The following is a 17,612-nucleotide window of genomic DNA, read 5'->3' as shown; positions in this document are numbered from 1 at the left end:
CAGAACCCACGCAATTGGTGCGGAAAGAAGCCCGAATGCCAACGCCGACAGCGGGGCCTTCTCTCGGTGAGGGGCTGGATGGGCTGAGCCCGATATGGTTGCGCCTTGATGCATCGCTTAGCTCAAGTAAGAGGTGATGTAGAAAGTGAAGAATACTGTCAGCCAGACGGCATCGACGAAATGCCAATAGAGCGCGCCGATTGAGAGCGCGATGCGCCGGCGATCCGAAAGGAGCCCTGCGGCCATCCAGGAAATCAACGCGACGATCATCAGCAAGCCGGCAACGACGTGGGCCATATGAAATCCTGTGATCGTGAAATAAAGCGATCCGTACGGGTCGGACGAGACTGTGAAGCTCTTATTGTGCCATTCCAAAAGTTGAATGCCCAAGAACATGAGACCTAGCAATGCCGCGAGCGACATGCCGAGGAACGCCTCTGCGCGGCACCCTTGTTTGAACTGACGCTCGCCCCACCAAATCGCTACGCTGCTGGCGAGAAGAATGATCGTGTTCGGCAATGCCAACTTCAATGAAGGCGGATGTGTGGGCCACGTCGAATGTATTTCTATGGCCATGTAATAATAACTGAAGAGCAGATAGGCGAAGACCGCGGCTTCCGTCGCAATGACGAACAGCATTCCCCACCAGCCCGATGACCGATGAAGTCCGGCAGCGGGAAGATGTACATCCGGCCGAGAAATGACAAGATTAGCCATGCGACACCTCAACGGGCCGGAACGTCACGTGCGTGGGCCAAAGCCACAGCAGTATCGAGAGAAGAATGACGACGATGGAAAAAATGCCGCCGGCGAGCGACTGCGCGAGCATCGAGACGAAAAGCGCGCTGAGACCCAACGCCAAGAATAACGGCGCATAGCTGTCGTCCGGCATTTTGAGGATAGCATCAGGCTCTGCGTCGATTGGGGTTGTGGCGATCGTCTCGCGGCCATGGTCGAGCGCCAAGCCGCTATTGATCGAAGAGCGCTCATCGGTTTCCTGGAGGCTGTCCTCCCATAAAGGATGGCGACTTGCGACGATTGGAATGACTGCGAAGTTGTAAGCTGGTGGTGGTGAGGACGTCGCCCATTCGAGCGTCGGAGCGTTCCACGGATTTGGTCCTGCGAGGGCGCCCGAACGCAGACTGATGGCGATGTTGATGAGAAAAAGCAGTATTCCGAAAGCGAGAATAAAGGCGCCGACCGTCGTGATCATATTCAGCGTCGTCCAGCCGAAGTCGGGTCCATAAGTGTAGATGCGGCGCGGCATTCCAAGAAGTCCGGTCAGATGCATCGGCAGGAACGCAATGTTGAAACCGATGAAAGTGAGCCAGAAATTCCATTTGCCCAGACGCTCGCTCAACATGCGCCCCGTCATTTTCGGAAACCAGTAATAGAGCCCTCCGATAACCGGAAAAACGTTGATACCGATCAGCACGTAATGAATGTGGGCGACGACAAAATAGGTGTCGGTCAGCTGCCAATCGACCGGCACGGCTGCGGTCATGAAGCCCGATACGCCGCCGATAACGAAAAGAGTAATGAAGCTAGAGAAGAACAAAAACGCGGTCGTCATTTGTGGACGCCCGGTCGCGATGGTGGCGATCCAGGCGAACACGGCAGTCGCGCTCGGAATAACGATGACGAACGAAGCTGCACTGAAGAATGACATGCCGATGTTCGGCAGACCTGTCGCAAACATGTGATGGACCCAGACGCCGAAGCCGAGAACCATCGTCAGGACAGTAGCCAGCGCAACGAAGGTGTAGCCGACGAGGGGACGCCTGCAGAAAACAGGAAGCGCATCGGACACAATGCCCATGGCTGGAAGCACGATGGCATAGACCCAGGGATGCCCAAACATCCAAAAGAGGTGCTGCCATAGGAGCGGTTGGCCCCCGGCTGGGACGTCATAGAAATGCGTTCCAAATCGCCGGTCGAGCCAGAGAAGAAAGAACGCCAGACTGACAGCGGGAACTGCCAGGATATTTCCTGCCGATGCTGTCAGCGTTCCCCACACCATGATGGGCAAGCGATTGATCGACATCCCAGGAGCGCGCGTGCGCAGAAGCGTCACGACGAAATTGATCGCGCCCACCGTCGTCGAGATCCCTAGAAAGATCAGCGCCATCGCGTAAATGTCGATGTTGATGCCGGGATTGAAGTCCTTTGACGCATACGGCACGTAGTCGAACCAACCGGCGTCCGGGGCAACGCCGCCGACGAAACTGGCATAGAGGAAAATTCCGGAGAATAGATAAATCCAATAGGAAAGGGCGTTGAGCCGCGGGAATGCCATGTCGCGCGATCCAAGCAGCAACGGCCACAGGTAGTTGCTGAACCCGGAGAGAATTGGCGAGGCGTACCAAAAGATCATCGACACGCCATGCATCGTGAAAAGCTGATTATACTGTTCGGGCGTCAGCAGATGCTCATTGGGACCCGCGAGCTGGAGACGCATAATCAGCGCTTCGATGCCGCCGATTATTAAAAATGCGAAAGCCGTAACGATATAGCGAATGCCGATCGACTTATGATCGACGGTCGAGAGCCATCCGAGGAATCCCGGGCGCGACTCCCAAATGCGTTCGAGCTTTTCAGCAAGTGCAGGCGTCGCATCGACGGTCGGGATCGCGGTCGTGTCTGCCATGCGTGTCCCTCCTAGTGCAACGTTCTAAGGTAGTTCGTGACGGCCTGAAGCTCGTCTCCCGATAGAGAGACCCGCGGCATGCGGCTTGCCGGTTTGATGTGCTGTGGGTCGGCGATCCATCCCGCGAGATAGCCGCCGGCGTTAGGGATCGTTCCATCCGCGAGCGTCGCACGAGTCATAAGGTGCGACAGATCTGGCCCATAGATACCGCCGGCTTCCGTCCCGCGAACGGTGTGGCAGCCCGCACAGCGCCGCTCGAACACGACCAGTCCAGCTTTCCCGTCGTCCGTCGCGGGCGGCGCTGCGGATTTCAATTGATCGTTTCGCCATGCCGCAAATTTGTCCGCGGATTCCGCGACGACGCGGATTGCCATATGTGCGTGCTGAGCGCCGCAGTATTCTGCGCATTGCCCAAGATAGGTGCCCGGCTTTTTCGCTTCGATCCAGGTCGTATTGATCTGCCCTGGGATGACATCCGTCTTACCTGACAGCGCGGGCACCCAAAATGAGTGGATGACGTCCGCAGATCGCAGTGTCACTTTTATCGGAACGCCCGCCGGGATGTGAAATTCATTGGCGGTGGTGAAAACTTGAGATGGTTCGTCGCTCAAATAGCGAATACCCCACCACCACTGATGTCCCGTGATCGCGATCGTCAACGCAGGCTTTTGCGGCGGTTCGCCAATGGCCGCAAGCGTTACCATTGTCCAGACGACGCAGCCAACAAGAACAAGCGTCGTGATGCCGAGGCCCCATCCAAAAATGCTGAAACTGTTTGGTCGATGGCCGTCAGGCTGTATGCCGTTGTCCAGATCAGACGGGGAGCGCGACCGGAATACGGCCCATAAGACCAGCCCAGTCATCAAAATCACAACGATGATCGAAATCGCCAGTAGGCCCCAGGTAAGCGCAAGGATGCTGTCGGCCTTGGGACCGGAGGACTGCAGAAAATTGAGAGGGGCAGCGGTCGCGAACGCCCGGGCAGGAAACAAGGCGCACAATGCGAACGCCGGAGCGGCGTTCGCCGTCACTTTCACTAGATCGTGCTGCGCGCTTCTCATTTCTTTTCTTCTTGGGCGGCTGTCTGATTGTGCGGGGGATGTGAAAGCGAGCGGACATAAGCAGCGAGCTGCCAAATCTGTTCGTCTGGCAGGAACCCGCGGAACGACGGCATGCCATTCGGGCGGCCTTCCCGGATGGTGGCGGCAATGTTTTCGATGGAATCGCCATAGATCCAGACGTTGTCCATCAGAGGCGGCCCCATGCCGCCGCCGCCATGGAAATGGCACCCGACGCAGTTCATGGCCGTGAAGAGTTGCTTCCCTGCAGCGATTTGCTCGGGATCGTTTTCGATGCGGCGGCCTTCGGCGCTGTGATCGACGACGGGCTTGCCTGCTCCAGGCGTTAGCGGCACCAGGGCGACGCGTGGCTCTTCGTTCGATTGAGTAGAGCTTCGCTCAGTCGCTTGGTCGCCTTTGCTTTCTTGCGATTTGCATGCCGAAAGCGACATCGCCAATGCGGCGCACGCCAGAATGGAGAATATACGCATCACTGTTCTTACTCCGCGGTTGCGGATTTCTGGTCCATGGAAGGCGTGATGTTGTAGTCAGCAAGAATTTTTCTGATGTCGTCGCGTCTCCGGTCGATAATCCGGTTGATCTCATTCGCAAGTTCTTTGTCTTGCTTGCGAACGCCCATAGCGATCGAGAATGACATCAAGCGCCCCGTTGTAACGGGCGCCACGCGCAATGGCGGTATCTCGCGTGCGGCGTAATAATCGGCGATAGGTCCCCACACGAGCGCGATATCGATATCGCTGTTCGAGACTGCGTCGACGATCGGCGCCAGCGGATTTGGCTTCGACCAATCGCCATAGACCATGAAACCCTGGACATGCTGATTGAGACCACGTCGCGCAAGCTCATCCATCGGCGGCGTATTTGCGCCGTCATTGCCGACGAGCTGGACACCGATGCGTGACGTCTTAAGTCGCTCATCGTCGAAGGATGTTATGGGGCTTGCGCCTTGCCGCTGAACGAAGGCATAGCTCGCCGTATAATAAGGTTTTGTCGCTCGCACGCGCTCAAAGTTCGTCGGTACGCCGGGAACGACGTCGCAAAGCCCGGCTTTCAGCCCTTTACGGACAAAGCCGCGCCATTCTGGCTTCCAGACGAACTTCGCCGTAGCGCCCATATCGGCGGCGACCAATTCAGCGATACGGTTTTCGAACCCTTCGCCTTTGGTGTTGGAATAAGGCATATTGTTCGGATCGGCGCAGACCTTGAGTTCGCGTGAGATTGCCGGAGAAGATGCCAGGAAGACGGTCGCAAGGGCACCGCATGCGAGACTAAGGAAGCGCGAAGACATTGAGCGTTCCTCCTTTTGTCGTGGCCTCTGGAAGATCCTTCATCGCATTGACGAAGCCGAGCGCGGCTGTTCCGTCACGCTTGTCAAGGCCGCCGGCAACGATGGCGCCCGCCCATCCGCCGACCCCCGATAGAACCGACACATACTGTTTACCGTCGGGGCCGCGCCATGTTGTCGGCTGGCCGATAATTCCTGACGAAGTTTTGTGCTGCCAAAGGAGCTTGCCGGTTTTAGCGTCCACCGCCTTGAACCAGCCATCCATTGTTCCGTAAAAAACGACATCGCCAGCCGTTGAGAGAGCGCCGCTCCAGACAGGGAACTTCTCGTTGATGCTCCACACCTTCGTCCCGGTCTTGATATCCCAAGCGTCGAACTCACCGCGGTGGCCGTCGCCCGGGCCTGCCTTCATCTTGACGTCGGCGCCAACATAGGGCGTGCCCGCGATGTAGCCGACTTCGCCCTCCTTGATATCCATGCATAGATTATTGTGCGGAATGTAGAGCAAGCCCGTTGAATTCGAGAACGAGGATGGCTGCCAATCCTTGCCCCCTGGTGGAGCGGGACAGATGTCCTTGACGACTTGATCGACCTTCGGCTGCTTGGCCGGATTATATTGAATACGCCCGGTCTTGAGGTCGACGCCGGTACTGCTCGTAATGGGAGCGAAGGGCTTTGCCGATAAGACTTCGCCTGTCTCGCGATCGAGAACGTAAACGTAGCCATTGCGATCGGGATGAACGAGGAGCTTTCTTGGTTTTCCGTTCCAGTTGGCATCGATGAGGATCGTCTCGTTCACACCATCGTAATCCGACATATCGTGCGGGCTTGTTTGATAGAACCATCGCGCCTGCCCGGTATTGAGATCGCGAGCGAAAATACCTGCCGTCCACATATTGTCGCCAGGCCGCATCGACGAATTCCATGGACCCGGATTCGACGTGCCGTAGTAGACGAGATTGAGATCGGGATCATACGCAACCCAGCCCCATACAGTGCCGCCGCCATGTCTCCACATATCGGCAGGCCACGTCGATACACCCAGGTCTTTGCCTTTGTATTGGGGGTAGAATGGTTTGAAATCCGAACCGATCAGCACCTCGGAATCGGGGCCGGTACTGTAGGCTTTCCAGTCGATCTTACCGGTCGCCTGGTCGAGTGCCGCAATCCAGCCGCGCACGCCCATTTCGCCGCCGGAATCGCCGACGAGAACTTTGTCCTTGGCGACAAGCGGCGCCATGGTGATCGTTTCGCCGTGCGTGATATCGCCGAGCTGCGTTCGCCAAATCTCTTTTCCGCTTGTCGCGTCGACGGCGATCGTATTGCCGTCCAACGTGTTGAAAAAGACGCGGCCGTTCGCATAGGCGGGACCGCGATTGACCACATCGCAACATGCTACGCCTTGCGACGCGGCCAGAGGGTGGGGTTTGTAACTCCACTTCAAAGGCGCACCAGGTTTCGAAAGGTCGAGCGCGTACAGGATATTGGGGTACGGCGAGACGACATAGAGCGTATCGCCTATGACGAGTGGCGCCGCTTCCTGTCCGCGATCAACGCCCATCGAAAAGGTGAGGACACTCGTCAGCTTGCTGACGTTTTGCGCATTGATGTCCGAGAGCGAGCTGTACCGCGTGAGTGCCGTGTTTGCGCCGGGCATAGGCCACTCGTTACCTCCAGGCGTCGCGAAGGCGGGTCCCTGCGGTTTTGACGCATCGGCCCCCGCATTTTCCGCCGTATCGACCACCGCGGTCTTGATTTGAGGCGAGGATGTCTGGGAGAGAGATGCCTGGGGGATCAATGCCGGCAACGATAGAGCTACAAAAAAAGAGAGAGGCGACCCGAGCTTTTTCATCGACGGTCCCTGATGCGAGTTCTATGTGCGCTTAGCGAAATCGTTGGCCGCTCGGAAAGGCGACCTCTAAACTTGGCTAGTAGTCGTTGCTCGCTAGAACCGTATCAGCTGGTCATGGTTCCGATATTTGTCGATCTTTTTGTGCTCTCTCTTCGCAGCACGGATAATACGGTGGGCACCGACAACCGTCTCCGTCGGGGAGAGACATGAATATGGTGCCCTGGTGTTCGAAGGCTATTCAGCCCGTCGTTCCAGTTTTTCGTTCGATTACATCGACGATTTTATCCGAGCGAGCCGCTGCCTTTTCCTGATGCTCGCGCTCGGCCTCGCTTTCCTTGTAAAGCTCTTTCGTAGCGCGGTCGGTAATGTCACGAGAATGGGGTATCCTATCTTTTTCGCGCGTTGTTTTCATGCCGTAGAGGTAAAGCAACGCTAGAACGATCGGACCGCCAATAACAGCGGCGACAAACATGAGATTGCTGAGCGTGGACATGGATCCGTCCTCCTTATCGTGGGAACGGATCGCCTGCTCCTGAGTTCCGAAATCTCGCGCGTTTGTAATGGGTGCCTTCTCTCGAGGCCGTAAAATAGCCTGGTCTCTCAAACCGGCACCTTCGCTGACAGCTTACAGCGGTCCGAATAGCATGATCGGCAATATTCATATCTACGCTAGCGTTGCACTCGCTGGGTTGGAGAGCGTTATCTCGCCTTGCATTCTGATTCTGCCTGCGTGGCTTGTTCTCTCGGCGTTGGGTTGCCATTCATTGCGGCAGCCATCGGTAATAAATCGAAGACATTCTCGCGAGGAACGGTGCCGACACCGCAATTGGAATGTTCGGCGCCGAACTCTGCCGATTGGCTAAATCCCGGGGGTGATCATACGCTTGTAGCGAATATTATCGCGCGTGATTGACCCACACGGTTTTGGTCTGGAGATATTTATCCAATCCCTCGCGACCGTTGTCCTTGCCGTAGCCTGACTGTTTGAATCCACCCCAACCGACGGCAGCGTCGAACTGATTATAGGTATTGATCCAAACGGTGCCCGCCTGCATCGCGGCAGCGGCCGCATGAGCCTTTGCGATGTCCCGCGTCCAGATGCCGGCGGCGAGACCGAAGTTGGTCGCATTCGCACGTGGCATCAGATCGTCAATGGTTTCGAACCGTTGCACGGTGAGAACCGGGCCGAAGATCTCATCCTTGACGACGCGGTCGGTATCTTCGGCTCCGGTCAGTACGGTTGGTTCGTAGAACGATCCCGAGGCGAGATCGCCGACTGCGCGTTTGCCGCCCGAAACAATCTCAATGCCACTGCCGCGCGACTCTTCGACAAAGCCGTCGACACGCTTCAGTTGGTCCTCAGAAATCAACGGTCCAAGTGTGGTTTCGGCTTTAAGTCCATGGCCCATCTTAAGCTGTTGGGCTTCCGAGACCACACGGTCGACGACGCGGTCGAAGACCTTTGCATCGACCATCAGACGTGAACCGGCAGAGCAAACTTGGCCCGTGTAGAAGAAAATTGCACCGGCTGCTGTTGCTGCCGCGGCATCGACGTCGTCGCAATCAGAGAAGATGATGTTTGGGTTCTTGCCGCCGAGTTCCAGTGAAACGTGCTTCAGCGTGTTCGCAGCAGTGCGGGCAATGTGCTTGCCGACTTCCTCCGAGCCGGTGAAGGAGATCTTTGCAACTCCGGGGTGTACGACAAGGGCTTGACCGGTGGTTGCTCCCTCTCCGGTCAGCACGTTCAAAACACCGGGAGGAATGCCGGCTTCGAGCGCGAGCTTGCCGAGGATGAGGGCGGACAGCGGGGTCTGCTCTGCGGGTTTCAGGATCACGGTGCAGCCTGCTGCGAGTGCGGGTGCAATCTTGAAGCAGGCTTGGCAAAGCGGAAAATTCCACGGCACGATGGCGGCGACAACGCCGATCGGTTCGCGTTTCGTGTAGACGAGCATGTCGGGCGATGTCACTGGGATCGTCTCACCCGCAATCTTCGTGCACCATCCGGCATTGTAGCGGATTGCCCCGAGGCCGAGGGGAATATCGACGGCAGCGATATGAGCTTTGGGTTTTCCAGAATCGAGGCTTTCGACCTCTGCGATCCACGGTGCGTCGCGTTCGATCAAATCGGCGAAGCGCATCATGAGGCGTGCGCGTTCGCTCGGCGCGATTTTTTGCCAAACGGCGAGGGCCGATTGCGCGGCGGCAACGGCTGCATCGACGTCGGACTGTCCGGCATGCGGAACGGCGGCAAGAACTTTGCCAAGGGCGGGATCGAACGTTTCGATCGTCTGTCCCGACGCACTTGCCTGCTCGGTGCCGCCGATCACCAGCTTATGCTGCCCGGAGAGAAAGTCGGTAGTTTGCTTGGATGCGGGTTGCCACTCGTCAATTTGCGGAAGGAACATAGGCGATTTCACCTCGATTGGCTTGCGTTTTTGAAAACGGAAACTGCTTTTCAGTGCGTGGAAAGCTGAATTGGACCCACTTTCACCACGGCCATCCCCAGAGGAGGAATCCGGCGGGAAATACTATTCCGAGAGCAACAAGAAGGAACCAATCCAAAGGCGTGAAGCTCACGTCGTTAGAAGTGGACTCGAGTGCGCGAATGCGTCTTTCGAGTTCGGGATCGAATTGCTGCATGGCGGCTGTCCCTTTCTCTGGTGTGTACTTATGCACGACAGAGCTAGATTTCGGTGGTGAAGATCGTCACTCCGCCATCTGCAAAATTAGCGACATCCGCGACAGCAGCTTTGCCTTCGTCGGAATTCATAGAGGCTTCCAGATCGGAGTTGCTCTCGTAATCCAAGAAAGCGATCAGATACGCGGGTTTAGAAGCGTCGCTGCTGATGACCGGACCGCGGCTGTAGCAGAAGCTCTGGACGCGAGGCATTTTGTCGACGAGCTTGCAGTGAATGTTCTGATAGTGCGCGTCGAACGCCGCGCCGTCGTTAGGCAACCCGTAGACGATTGTGAGCCGGATCATGGCTGCGCTTCTCCGTGATCGAACGGCAGCATTTTCCGGCGCGCGTAGACGATGGGGTTCAGAGCGCTCTCGCGCTCGATTTCTTTGACGTGTCCGATGACGATCTTATGATCGCCGGCCTCGATGATGTCGTGAACCTCGCAGGCTACGACGATGACACAGCCTTCGATCTGAGGCAGTCCGAGCGCACCGACCTCCCAGCCGACATCCTTGAATTTCTCGTTCGATTTTCCCGAAAACTGCAGCGCCAGGTCCTGTTGACCATGCGCGAGAACATGGACGAGAAATTTACCTTGCGCCTGAATGGCGCCCAGCGTGTTCGACGCGTGATCAAAGCATGCCAGCATCAACGGCGGTTCGAGTGAGAGCGACAGGACTGCCGAAAGAGTCGCACCAGACGGCATTCCGTCGTGTGCCCACGACGTCACGATGGTCACGGCGCCAGGCATGTCAGCCATCGCCGAGCGGTATTCGCGCGCGTCGACGGGTGGACTGAACGACTCTGACAGAATTTTAAGGGGCTGCGCCATGTGCGTCCCGCTCCTGCTCTTTGTTTCGTGTCCAGACTTCTTTGCCGTTCTTGAAGACGCGATCGACTTTGATCTTCAATAGATCGTCGACGGCGATGGCATGGGGATCGCGGTCCAGAACGATGACATCGGCAAATTTCCCGGGAGCCAAGCTGCCGCAAACATCGTCTTCGCCAAGCACAGAAGCAGCATCGACCGTATGGAAACGAAGCGCGTGGTCGAGTGAGATGGCTTCGTCACCATCAAGAATGGCGCCGGAATAAGCTTGACGTTTGAGACAGCACCAGACGCCGAAGAAAGGATTGGTCGCGTCGCTTTCTGAGCCGACCCAAACGTCTGAGCTGCCAGAGAGGCGCCAACCCTGCTTAATCAGAGTTGCAAACGAGAAGCGGCCGAGCTTGCCGTAGTCGCCGAGATAGTCAGCAAAGTACTCGCCGAAGGTATAAAGGAATACAGGCTGCGGGACGGGAATAATGCCGGCAGCTGCCCATTTGTCCGCGGTCGTTTCTGATGGCATCAGATTACCCGCGTGCTCGATGCGCGTGCGGATGCGGCCGGTAGGGGCACCGCCCAATTCGAGAAGCGTATCGCAGACCCACTCCTGGGCGCGATCACCGTTGGCGTGAACCGCAAGCTGAAGTCCAGCATTTTGCGTCAGTTCGATGGCGCGTCGGGTGAAGTCTTTTTCAAGGGCGACGTCGCCGCGGAATGTGCATCCGCCTTTGCACGCACACGTCAGATATGGCTGCTTTACGGCCGCACTTTTTGCCGAGAACCCGCCGTCTGCGAAAAGCTTCACACCTTGGATGCGGAAGAGGTCGTCAGGTGCCGTGACGGAGATGCTTTTCTTCCAGTTGCACGCCGCCTCAAGCGAAAGCGTTCCCGGCGCCCAAATATACGGACGCACCGAGATCGGCAATTCATCGCTCGCCGCCATATCGTTCATGATTTGGAGACCGTCGACGGTCTCGGAGATTTCGCCGATTGTGGTGACGCCATATTGGGTGAAGAGCGTCGGAATTCCCGTGATCAGAGCGGCGGCCAGCTCGTCGCGGTTCATCGCCGAAAAGGGAAGGAGATTATCCATTTCCTTGACGATGCCGGTCGGCTCGCCGGACGCGTCGCGCTCGACGCTCGGCAGACCTGTAATCGAGTATGGCGGTGGCGTGTAGTTGCGATCGATAAGGCAGACCGCAAGTGCCTTCGAATTAAGAATAGTCAGATGTCCGCCCGCACGCACGGCAACAGGGTGAGCCGTACTTACGCGATCAAGCTCCTGCCGGGTGGGAAAGCGCTTCTCAGCGAGCTTTCGGTCGAAGAAAAGGTTGGCCTGGCCAACCACCCATTCCCCTGCCGGAGTCGTTGCCGCTTTCTCGGACAGAGCCGCGATGACGTCTTCGACGTTCTTGCATCCCGGCGCGCGGCAGTCGACGACCCCAAAAGAAGACCGGCACGCGACCTCGATATGGGCATGCGGGTCGACAAAACCTGGCATCACCGGCCGCTCGCCGACGTCCACAATCCGCGTGTTCTCATCGACAACCGACGCAATCTCGTCTCTCCTCAAGAGACGAAGAATGCGCTTGCCGCGAATTGCGATGGCGACGATCTCCGGATCGGTGTCGTGCTCCATCGTGATAATACGACGACTGACAATGACGAGATTGGCGCGCTCAGCGATGCTATCCGTCATTCGGCGGCAACCTTGTAATCGCGATCGACGACGGGAATGACTTCGCGGCCGATCAGCTCGATGGATTTCATGATTTCTTCGTGCGGGACGCCATCGATCCGGAGCAGAACCTCATCGACGCCCATGGCTTCGAGCTTCAGAAGCCGCTCGATAAAGTCAGCCGGCGAGCCGATTAGAACCGACGGCGTCTCGGTCATCAGGAAGTCGAGATTGCCCTCGTTGGCTTCCAGGAGCCGGATGCGGTCGAGATATTCGTAGGAACCCTTTTTCGAGAGCGGAACGTAGAGGTCCAGAATGAACCGGAAATACCCGAGCGCGACGTCGCGTGCCACACGCGCGGCTTCTTCGCGCGTCGGGGCGCAAAAGGCGGTGGCGACGTAGAGGCCCATGTAGTCATTGGGCTTGGGCATCTGCGGCTTACCGGTGGCATAAGCCTTGCGATAGGCATCGATACACTCCTGCAGATAATCGAAGCCGAAGTAATTCTCGAAGCACATCACGCCGATTTGGGATTCACCCGCCGACGCGTGGGTCTTAATGCTCGATGCTGCGACCGAGACCGGCGGATGCGTTGCCTTGTCGAACGACGGAACGATCGTACGTTCCGGAATTTTCCATACGGGCCCGTCGTGTTCCAGCTTGTCGCTTTCAAAAATTTTGGCCAACACCTCCATCGAGTCGGCCCATTGCTCGGCCGTTTCTGTCGGTGTCACGCCGAATGCGTCCAAGGTGGTGAGGTTGTTGGAGCGCGCCGTGCCAATTTCTGCGCGGCCATTGGAAATATTGTGCAGAGTTGCGAGGCGCTCAGCAACGAGAATGGGATGGTTCCACTTCAGCAGCACCGAACACATGACGCGAAACTTGATGCGCTTCGTGTGCTGAGAGATCGCTGCATAAAGCACCTCAGGCGCGGACACCGTAAACCGTGGGGGACTGAAGTGCTGCTCCGACGTACCCCATGTCGAAAAACCGAATTTATCGGCGAGCGCGACTTCTGCGATCATTTCTTGGTAGCGCTGGGCGTAGCTAACGCCCGGCATGACTTCGCCTTCTTGGAGAATGCCTACTTTCACGGAGAGCCCACCATATAACCGTAATTCGTGGAAAACAGATATTTATAAACTGTAATTCGTAGATCTATCCGAGTCAAGCGCATGAATCACACATTATTCGCTTGATCTATTACCGGTATGGGTTTTGGCTGGGGGCAACGTGCGGCGTGGGGGCGTGCACCGGAGGGATAAATGAAGCGCAACATGACGACGTCGGACTATCTCCGACTCGTCGCGTCACTTGACGATATCGATCGGCGGATCGTGTCGTTGTTGCAGGCCGATGGGCGGATGCCGTTTTCTCACATCGCGCGGGAAATTGGGGTCACCGAAAAAACGGCTCGCAGCCGGGTTCTCGATCTCATCGAACAACGCGTCATGCAGATAACGGCGGTGACCGATCCCTCGGTGCTTGGCTACGGCGCCTCGGCCTTGTTGGGGCTCACGACACGGCCGGACCGGCCCGCGACTAAGATCGCGCAGGAATTGCAAAAGATCCCGAGCATCGACTACGTCGTTGTCTCCACGTCGCGCTATTCGTTGTTTGCGGAAGTACTCTGCAAGGATCGGGCGGCACTACAGTCGACGATCGAAAATGAGGTTGGCAAGATCGACGGGATCCAGTCGATCGAGGCGATGCCCTATCTAAGCTTTCATTACCAGTTGGCGCATTTCGCAGCGGCCAAAAACAAGGCTGAAAGCGAGACCGGAGTTCGCCCGCGCGAGATCGATGAGATCGATGTACGGATTATTCGTTCGTTGAGCGAAGACGGGCGCAAGCCGTTTTTGCAAGTCGCCGACGAACTCGATATTTCCGAGGGCCAAGTACGGTTACGTTTCAAGCATCTGACGGACACGGGAACCGTTAGCGTGATTGCGCTCATTAATCCGATGAGCCTCGAGTTTCGTTCGATGGCTTGGGTAGCGATTAACGTCGCGTCAGGACATCGCGTGATGGACATCGCCGACGCTTTAGCCCGTCTTGCAAACACGACGTATATCGTCATTTGCGCTGGGCGTTTCGACATCTTGACCGAGTTCATCTGTCAAACGGATCGCGAACTTCTCGACGTTATAGAAAAAAATGTCAGATCCCTGCCTGGCATCGCACGCCTCGAAATCTCGATTTACAGCGATCTCTACTACAAGCGGCTCACGCCTATGCGAGACGAAGCTACCAGCAGCAGAGCGGAGAAAGTGTGAGGTAAATGGATTCATAATATTCGCCAATCAGTCACGCCGGAAATCGGCGCAATAGCCTTTGCAGCCATCGTCCCTCATTCTCGGCCAGATCTCATCTCTCATGTCTGACGCTCTCTCGTGCGCTCTTTCCAAAGTCCAGTATCGAATCCTGCCGCTCTTAATTGCCGGATATTTCGCAGCCTATCTCGATCGCGTAAATGTCAGCTTTGCAGCGCTGCAGATGAATGCCGATCTCTCGATCGGACCTGAAGCCTTCGGGTTTGTCTCAGGCGTCTTTTTTCTTGGCTATTTCTTGTTCGAAGTGCCAAGCAACATCGTGCTGACGCGGGTCGGCGCCCGGCTTTGGCTGTCGCGCATCATGATCACATGGGGAATTCTGTCGGCTGGAACCGCTTTTGTCAGCAACTCAACAGAGCTTGCAGTGCTGCGTTTCCTGTTGGGTTCGGCAGAGGCAGGCTTCTTTCCCGGAGTCATATATTATCTGACCAACTGGGTGCCGTCCGCTGAGCGTGCGCGGATCGTTTCAGTGTTTATGATGGCAATTCCGATTTCAACGATCATCGGCGCGCCGATCTCGGGATGGATTCTCGATGCATGGAACGGCGTCTTAGGGCTGCGCGGATGGCAGTGGCAGTTCATCTTGGAGGCGTTCCCGGCCATCGCCCTTGGAGTTGTGTGCCTGCTGCGCCTGCCGGAGACGCCAGCGGACGCAAAGTGGCTTACGCCGGCGGAGCGCGATGATCTTCTCGCGCAATTGGCCAGCGATCGACAAGAGAACGTGCCTAGCCACAGTCATTCCATCCGCGATGCGCTGACGGACAAGCGCGTTATCGTTCTTGCAATTTCCTGCTTCGGCGCCGGGATAGGACTTTACGGTCTCGGTTTCTGGATGCCGCAAATCGTCAAAAGCATGTCGCTCAGCAATACTGAAACCGGATTCGTGGTGGCGGTGCCTTATGCGATTTCCGCGATCTTCATGGTCGTCTGGGGGCGTCATTCAGATCGGACGGGAGAACGAATCTGGCACATCGCCGTCCCTTGCTTCGTTGCCAGCGTCGCATTTGCGCTATCGGCGTTCGTCACGGCGCCGATCGTGGTGCTCGTTCTATTGACGGTTGCTTCGGCTTGCACCCTTGCGATTTTTCCGGTGTTTTGGACGGTCCCTGCAGCATTGTTGGCGGGACCAGCGGCTGCTGCCGGAATAGCCTTGATCAACGCCGTTGCGAATTCGAGCGGATTCTTCGGGCCCTACTTGATCGGTTTCGCGAAAGCGAATGGTGCGTCATCGCAGACCGCCGTTGCCCTCCTCTCGTTCTTTATGTTTGCAGGTGGCATCCTCATTCTCGCGATGGATTTCGGAAGTGAGAAAAGGCGCGAAACTGATCAACGGCACTTCTCCTCGGAAGCACGATGAAAGATCTCAGAGGCATAAATCCCTTTTTTTGTGGCGGCCGCTTGAGTCTACTTGCTTTGATTTCTGGTCAATCTGGATCATTGGATCGATGATTTGTTGGGGGTGAAATGGCCGCGAACGATGACAGCGTAGCGGAATCCGGTTGGCCGCTCACGGCGCGCGATAAAACCTGGACCAGTCGGCAGCTCACCGTTGTTCTTCTCGTAACGGCTTGCGGAAATTGGTCCTATCTCATCGGACAGTACGTCGCTTTCTATCTCGACTTCAAAATGGGTGTGTCGGCCCTGATCGCGGGGGCGATGATCGGAATGCTAATCTTGACGCTGGCCGTGGTCCCAACGTCGACGAAGTACGGCATCGATTCCATTGCCGCGTCTAAGCCCCAGTTTGGTAATCGCGGCTGGCTCATTACCGTTTTTCTGCAGTATGCGTCGATTATCGGCTGGAATGCCCTTCTTCTGGTTTTTTTTGGCAAGGCCGTCGCGCAGGTCTTGATTACGCTCGGGTTGGCAGGGCCGGATCATGCGCTCGCGATCGTCCGGATGGTCTCGGCAGTGACGTGCGCAGTCGTCTATCTTGTGCTTCTCAATGGTCTCAAGGGCCTCGAAGCGGCATCGAACCTTCTGTTTATCGTCGTGGTCGGCATCGGCGTCTGGATGCTCTACCAGTTGCTTTCCGGACAAGCGGATGCGCTTGCGGTTGCGAAGCCATCAATGGCGTCGCCCAGTCTAGCGTGGAATTACGTGACCGGCGTCGAAATAAGCATCGTATCGCTGCTCGGCTTCTGGGCATATTTCGGTACGATCGTTCGCGAAGCGCCGTCGCCTTCAAGTTCGGTTCTGCCATCTATGCTTGCCATGGGGCTGTCCTTGCCTCTGCTAAGCATCGTCGGGCTCGCAGCAATGCTCGTTCTCAAGGTCCCCGATCCGACAGCTTGGCTGGTCTCGCTCGGCGGACCGCTTTACGGGATTATCGCGTTGCTTTTTGTTATGGCAGCCAATCTCGGACCTTCGCTCGCGGGTGTCTATTCGACAGCCATCGGTTTGCGTCGTGTTCCGGCGCTCGGTGATGCGTCGTGGCGTACGCTCATTCTTCTGTCGATCGTTCCGGTCGCCGCTGTAGGCATTGTCATCCCGGAAGAATTCTTTTCGAATTTTGGTACATTCCTGGCCTTTATCGGCGTTTTCTTTGCTCCTCTCTGCGCCATTCAGATTGCTGACACGTTCGTACTCCGTCGGAACAAGCTCAACATCCGCGGGATCTATGAGGAGGGGCCGGGCAGCCCGTACCAGTTTTGGGGTGGGTTCAATCCGGCGGCGTTGCTCGCCATGGCCGCTGGTTTTCTCACGTACGTTTATCTTTTAAATCCTGTCTCCTATGAGAGCCGATGGCCGTATGAATATACGACGGCTTCAATTCCCGCGGCCGTCATCGCGAGCTTTATTTATGTTGCCATCTCGCGATTTTTTGTGATGCCACGCGGCAAGGGTGATTACGACCGCACGCCGCAATAAAAACAGTGTGCGGTCATTTTAGTCCGTCTTCAGCTGGCGCTAATGCGCGACCCGGCCGCGGTGCCTGATGTCGTTAAAAATTTGGACTGTCCCGATGCTGGTTGCGCATCGTCGCGACGGAGAATGCGCAATATCGCGAGAGACGATATCCGCTTCAACGCTAAAGTATTTCCTGACTTCGAACGTCGCAATTTACTGCCGCGCCTCAATTTGAGGACGGCAAAATAAATATGCAATTTAGCGAAAGCAGGTCATTGACTTATATCAATCTACGAAATACGGTCGTTGATGTCATGAGTTATACGCTTTACGGTTTTCGCATGCTTGCGCCATGCGCAAAATGCCTTCAGTTTAGGCATT

At 56.6% G+C, this 17,612-nt stretch carries 15 protein-coding genes; 3 read left to right on the top strand and 12 right to left on the bottom strand.

What is annotated here, in order from left to right; all coding sequences use genetic code 11:
- Window positions 1-117 precede the first annotated feature (117 nt).
- The 12 genes from HYPMC_RS16715 to HYPMC_RS16660 form a co-directional block, all read right to left on the bottom strand.
- Window positions 118-717, bottom strand: coding sequence for a cytochrome c oxidase subunit 3 (locus HYPMC_RS16715; protein WP_013949221.1), 600 nt, complete (start codon window positions 715-717; stop codon window positions 118-120).
- Complete coding sequence (gene ctaD, locus HYPMC_RS16710; RefSeq protein ID WP_013949220.1) at window positions 710-2,647, bottom strand: cytochrome c oxidase subunit I; 1,938 nt, start codon at window positions 2,645-2,647, stop codon at window positions 710-712. Before ctaD ends, HYPMC_RS16715 begins: the two co-directional genes overlap by 8 nt.
- Before the next feature lie 11 nt (window positions 2,648-2,658).
- A complete protein-coding gene (coxB, locus tag HYPMC_RS16705; protein ID WP_013949219.1) occupies window positions 2,659-3,708 on the bottom strand; it encodes a cytochrome c oxidase subunit II in 1,050 nt (349 codons plus the stop codon).
- On the bottom strand, window positions 3,705-4,196 hold the full coding sequence (locus HYPMC_RS16700; RefSeq protein WP_013949218.1) for a c-type cytochrome: 492 nt from the start codon (window positions 4,194-4,196) through the stop codon (window positions 3,705-3,707). Before HYPMC_RS16700 ends, coxB begins: the two co-directional genes overlap by 4 nt.
- Window positions 4,197-4,204: 8 nt before the next feature.
- Window positions 4,205-5,014 (bottom strand): quinoprotein dehydrogenase-associated putative ABC transporter substrate-binding protein, encoded by an 810-nt coding sequence (locus HYPMC_RS16695; protein WP_013949217.1) that lies wholly within the window; start codon window positions 5,012-5,014, stop codon window positions 4,205-4,207.
- Window positions 4,995-6,863 carry a methanol/ethanol family PQQ-dependent dehydrogenase gene (locus HYPMC_RS16690; protein WP_013949216.1) on the bottom strand — a complete coding sequence of 623 codons (1,869 nt, stop codon included), beginning with the start codon at window positions 6,861-6,863 and terminating at the stop codon, window positions 4,995-4,997. The genes HYPMC_RS16695 and HYPMC_RS16690 overlap by 20 nt, the downstream gene beginning before the upstream one ends.
- A 238-nt stretch (window positions 6,864-7,101) precedes the next feature.
- On the bottom strand, window positions 7,102-7,356 hold the full coding sequence (locus HYPMC_RS16685; protein ID WP_013949215.1) for a hypothetical protein: 255 nt from the start codon (window positions 7,354-7,356) through the stop codon (window positions 7,102-7,104).
- Window positions 7,357-7,759: 403 nt separating this feature from the next.
- Entirely contained in the window at window positions 7,760-9,268 is a 1,509-nt protein-coding gene (locus HYPMC_RS16680) for an aldehyde dehydrogenase (RefSeq protein ID WP_013949213.1), read from the bottom strand.
- Between the two features lie 278 nt (window positions 9,269-9,546).
- On the bottom strand, window positions 9,547-9,846 hold the full coding sequence (locus tag HYPMC_RS16675) for an EthD family reductase (RefSeq protein ID WP_013949211.1): 300 nt from the start codon (window positions 9,844-9,846) through the stop codon (window positions 9,547-9,549).
- Window positions 9,843-10,376, bottom strand: a complete 534-nt coding sequence (locus tag HYPMC_RS16670; RefSeq protein ID WP_013949210.1) for a flavin reductase family protein — start codon at window positions 10,374-10,376, stop codon at window positions 9,843-9,845. Before HYPMC_RS16670 ends, HYPMC_RS16675 begins: the two co-directional genes overlap by 4 nt.
- A complete protein-coding gene (locus tag HYPMC_RS16665) occupies window positions 10,360-12,069 on the bottom strand; it encodes an amidohydrolase (protein ID WP_013949209.1) in 1,710 nt (569 codons plus the stop codon). The genes HYPMC_RS16670 and HYPMC_RS16665 overlap by 17 nt, the downstream gene beginning before the upstream one ends.
- Window positions 12,066-13,142 (bottom strand): LLM class flavin-dependent oxidoreductase, encoded by a 1,077-nt coding sequence (locus HYPMC_RS16660; RefSeq protein WP_013949208.1) that lies wholly within the window; start codon window positions 13,140-13,142, stop codon window positions 12,066-12,068. Before HYPMC_RS16660 ends, HYPMC_RS16665 begins: the two co-directional genes overlap by 4 nt.
- 171 nt (window positions 13,143-13,313) lie before the next feature.
- Between HYPMC_RS16660 and HYPMC_RS23405 the strand changes: the two genes are divergently transcribed.
- From HYPMC_RS23405 to HYPMC_RS16640, 3 genes are all read left to right on the top strand, one after another.
- A complete protein-coding gene (locus HYPMC_RS23405; RefSeq protein ID WP_013949207.1) occupies window positions 13,314-14,324 on the top strand; it encodes an Lrp/AsnC family transcriptional regulator in 1,011 nt (336 codons plus the stop codon).
- A gap of 100 nt (window positions 14,325-14,424) precedes the next feature.
- Window positions 14,425-15,738: an MFS transporter gene (locus tag HYPMC_RS16645; RefSeq protein ID WP_013949206.1), complete on the top strand. Its 1,314-nt coding sequence runs from the start codon at window positions 14,425-14,427 to the stop codon at window positions 15,736-15,738.
- 107 nt (window positions 15,739-15,845) lie between these two features.
- Window positions 15,846-17,252, top strand: coding sequence for a cytosine permease (locus tag HYPMC_RS16640; RefSeq protein WP_013949205.1), 1,407 nt, complete (start codon window positions 15,846-15,848; stop codon window positions 17,250-17,252).
- Window positions 17,253-17,612: the final 360 nt, after the last annotated feature.

Source organism: Hyphomicrobium sp. MC1 (assembly GCF_000253295.1).
In the GTDB taxonomy this organism is placed as follows: domain Bacteria; phylum Pseudomonadota; class Alphaproteobacteria; order Rhizobiales; family Hyphomicrobiaceae; genus Hyphomicrobium_B.
Note: the sequence above shows the minus strand (reverse complement) of the source record. Positions and strands in the feature narration are given on the sequence as shown.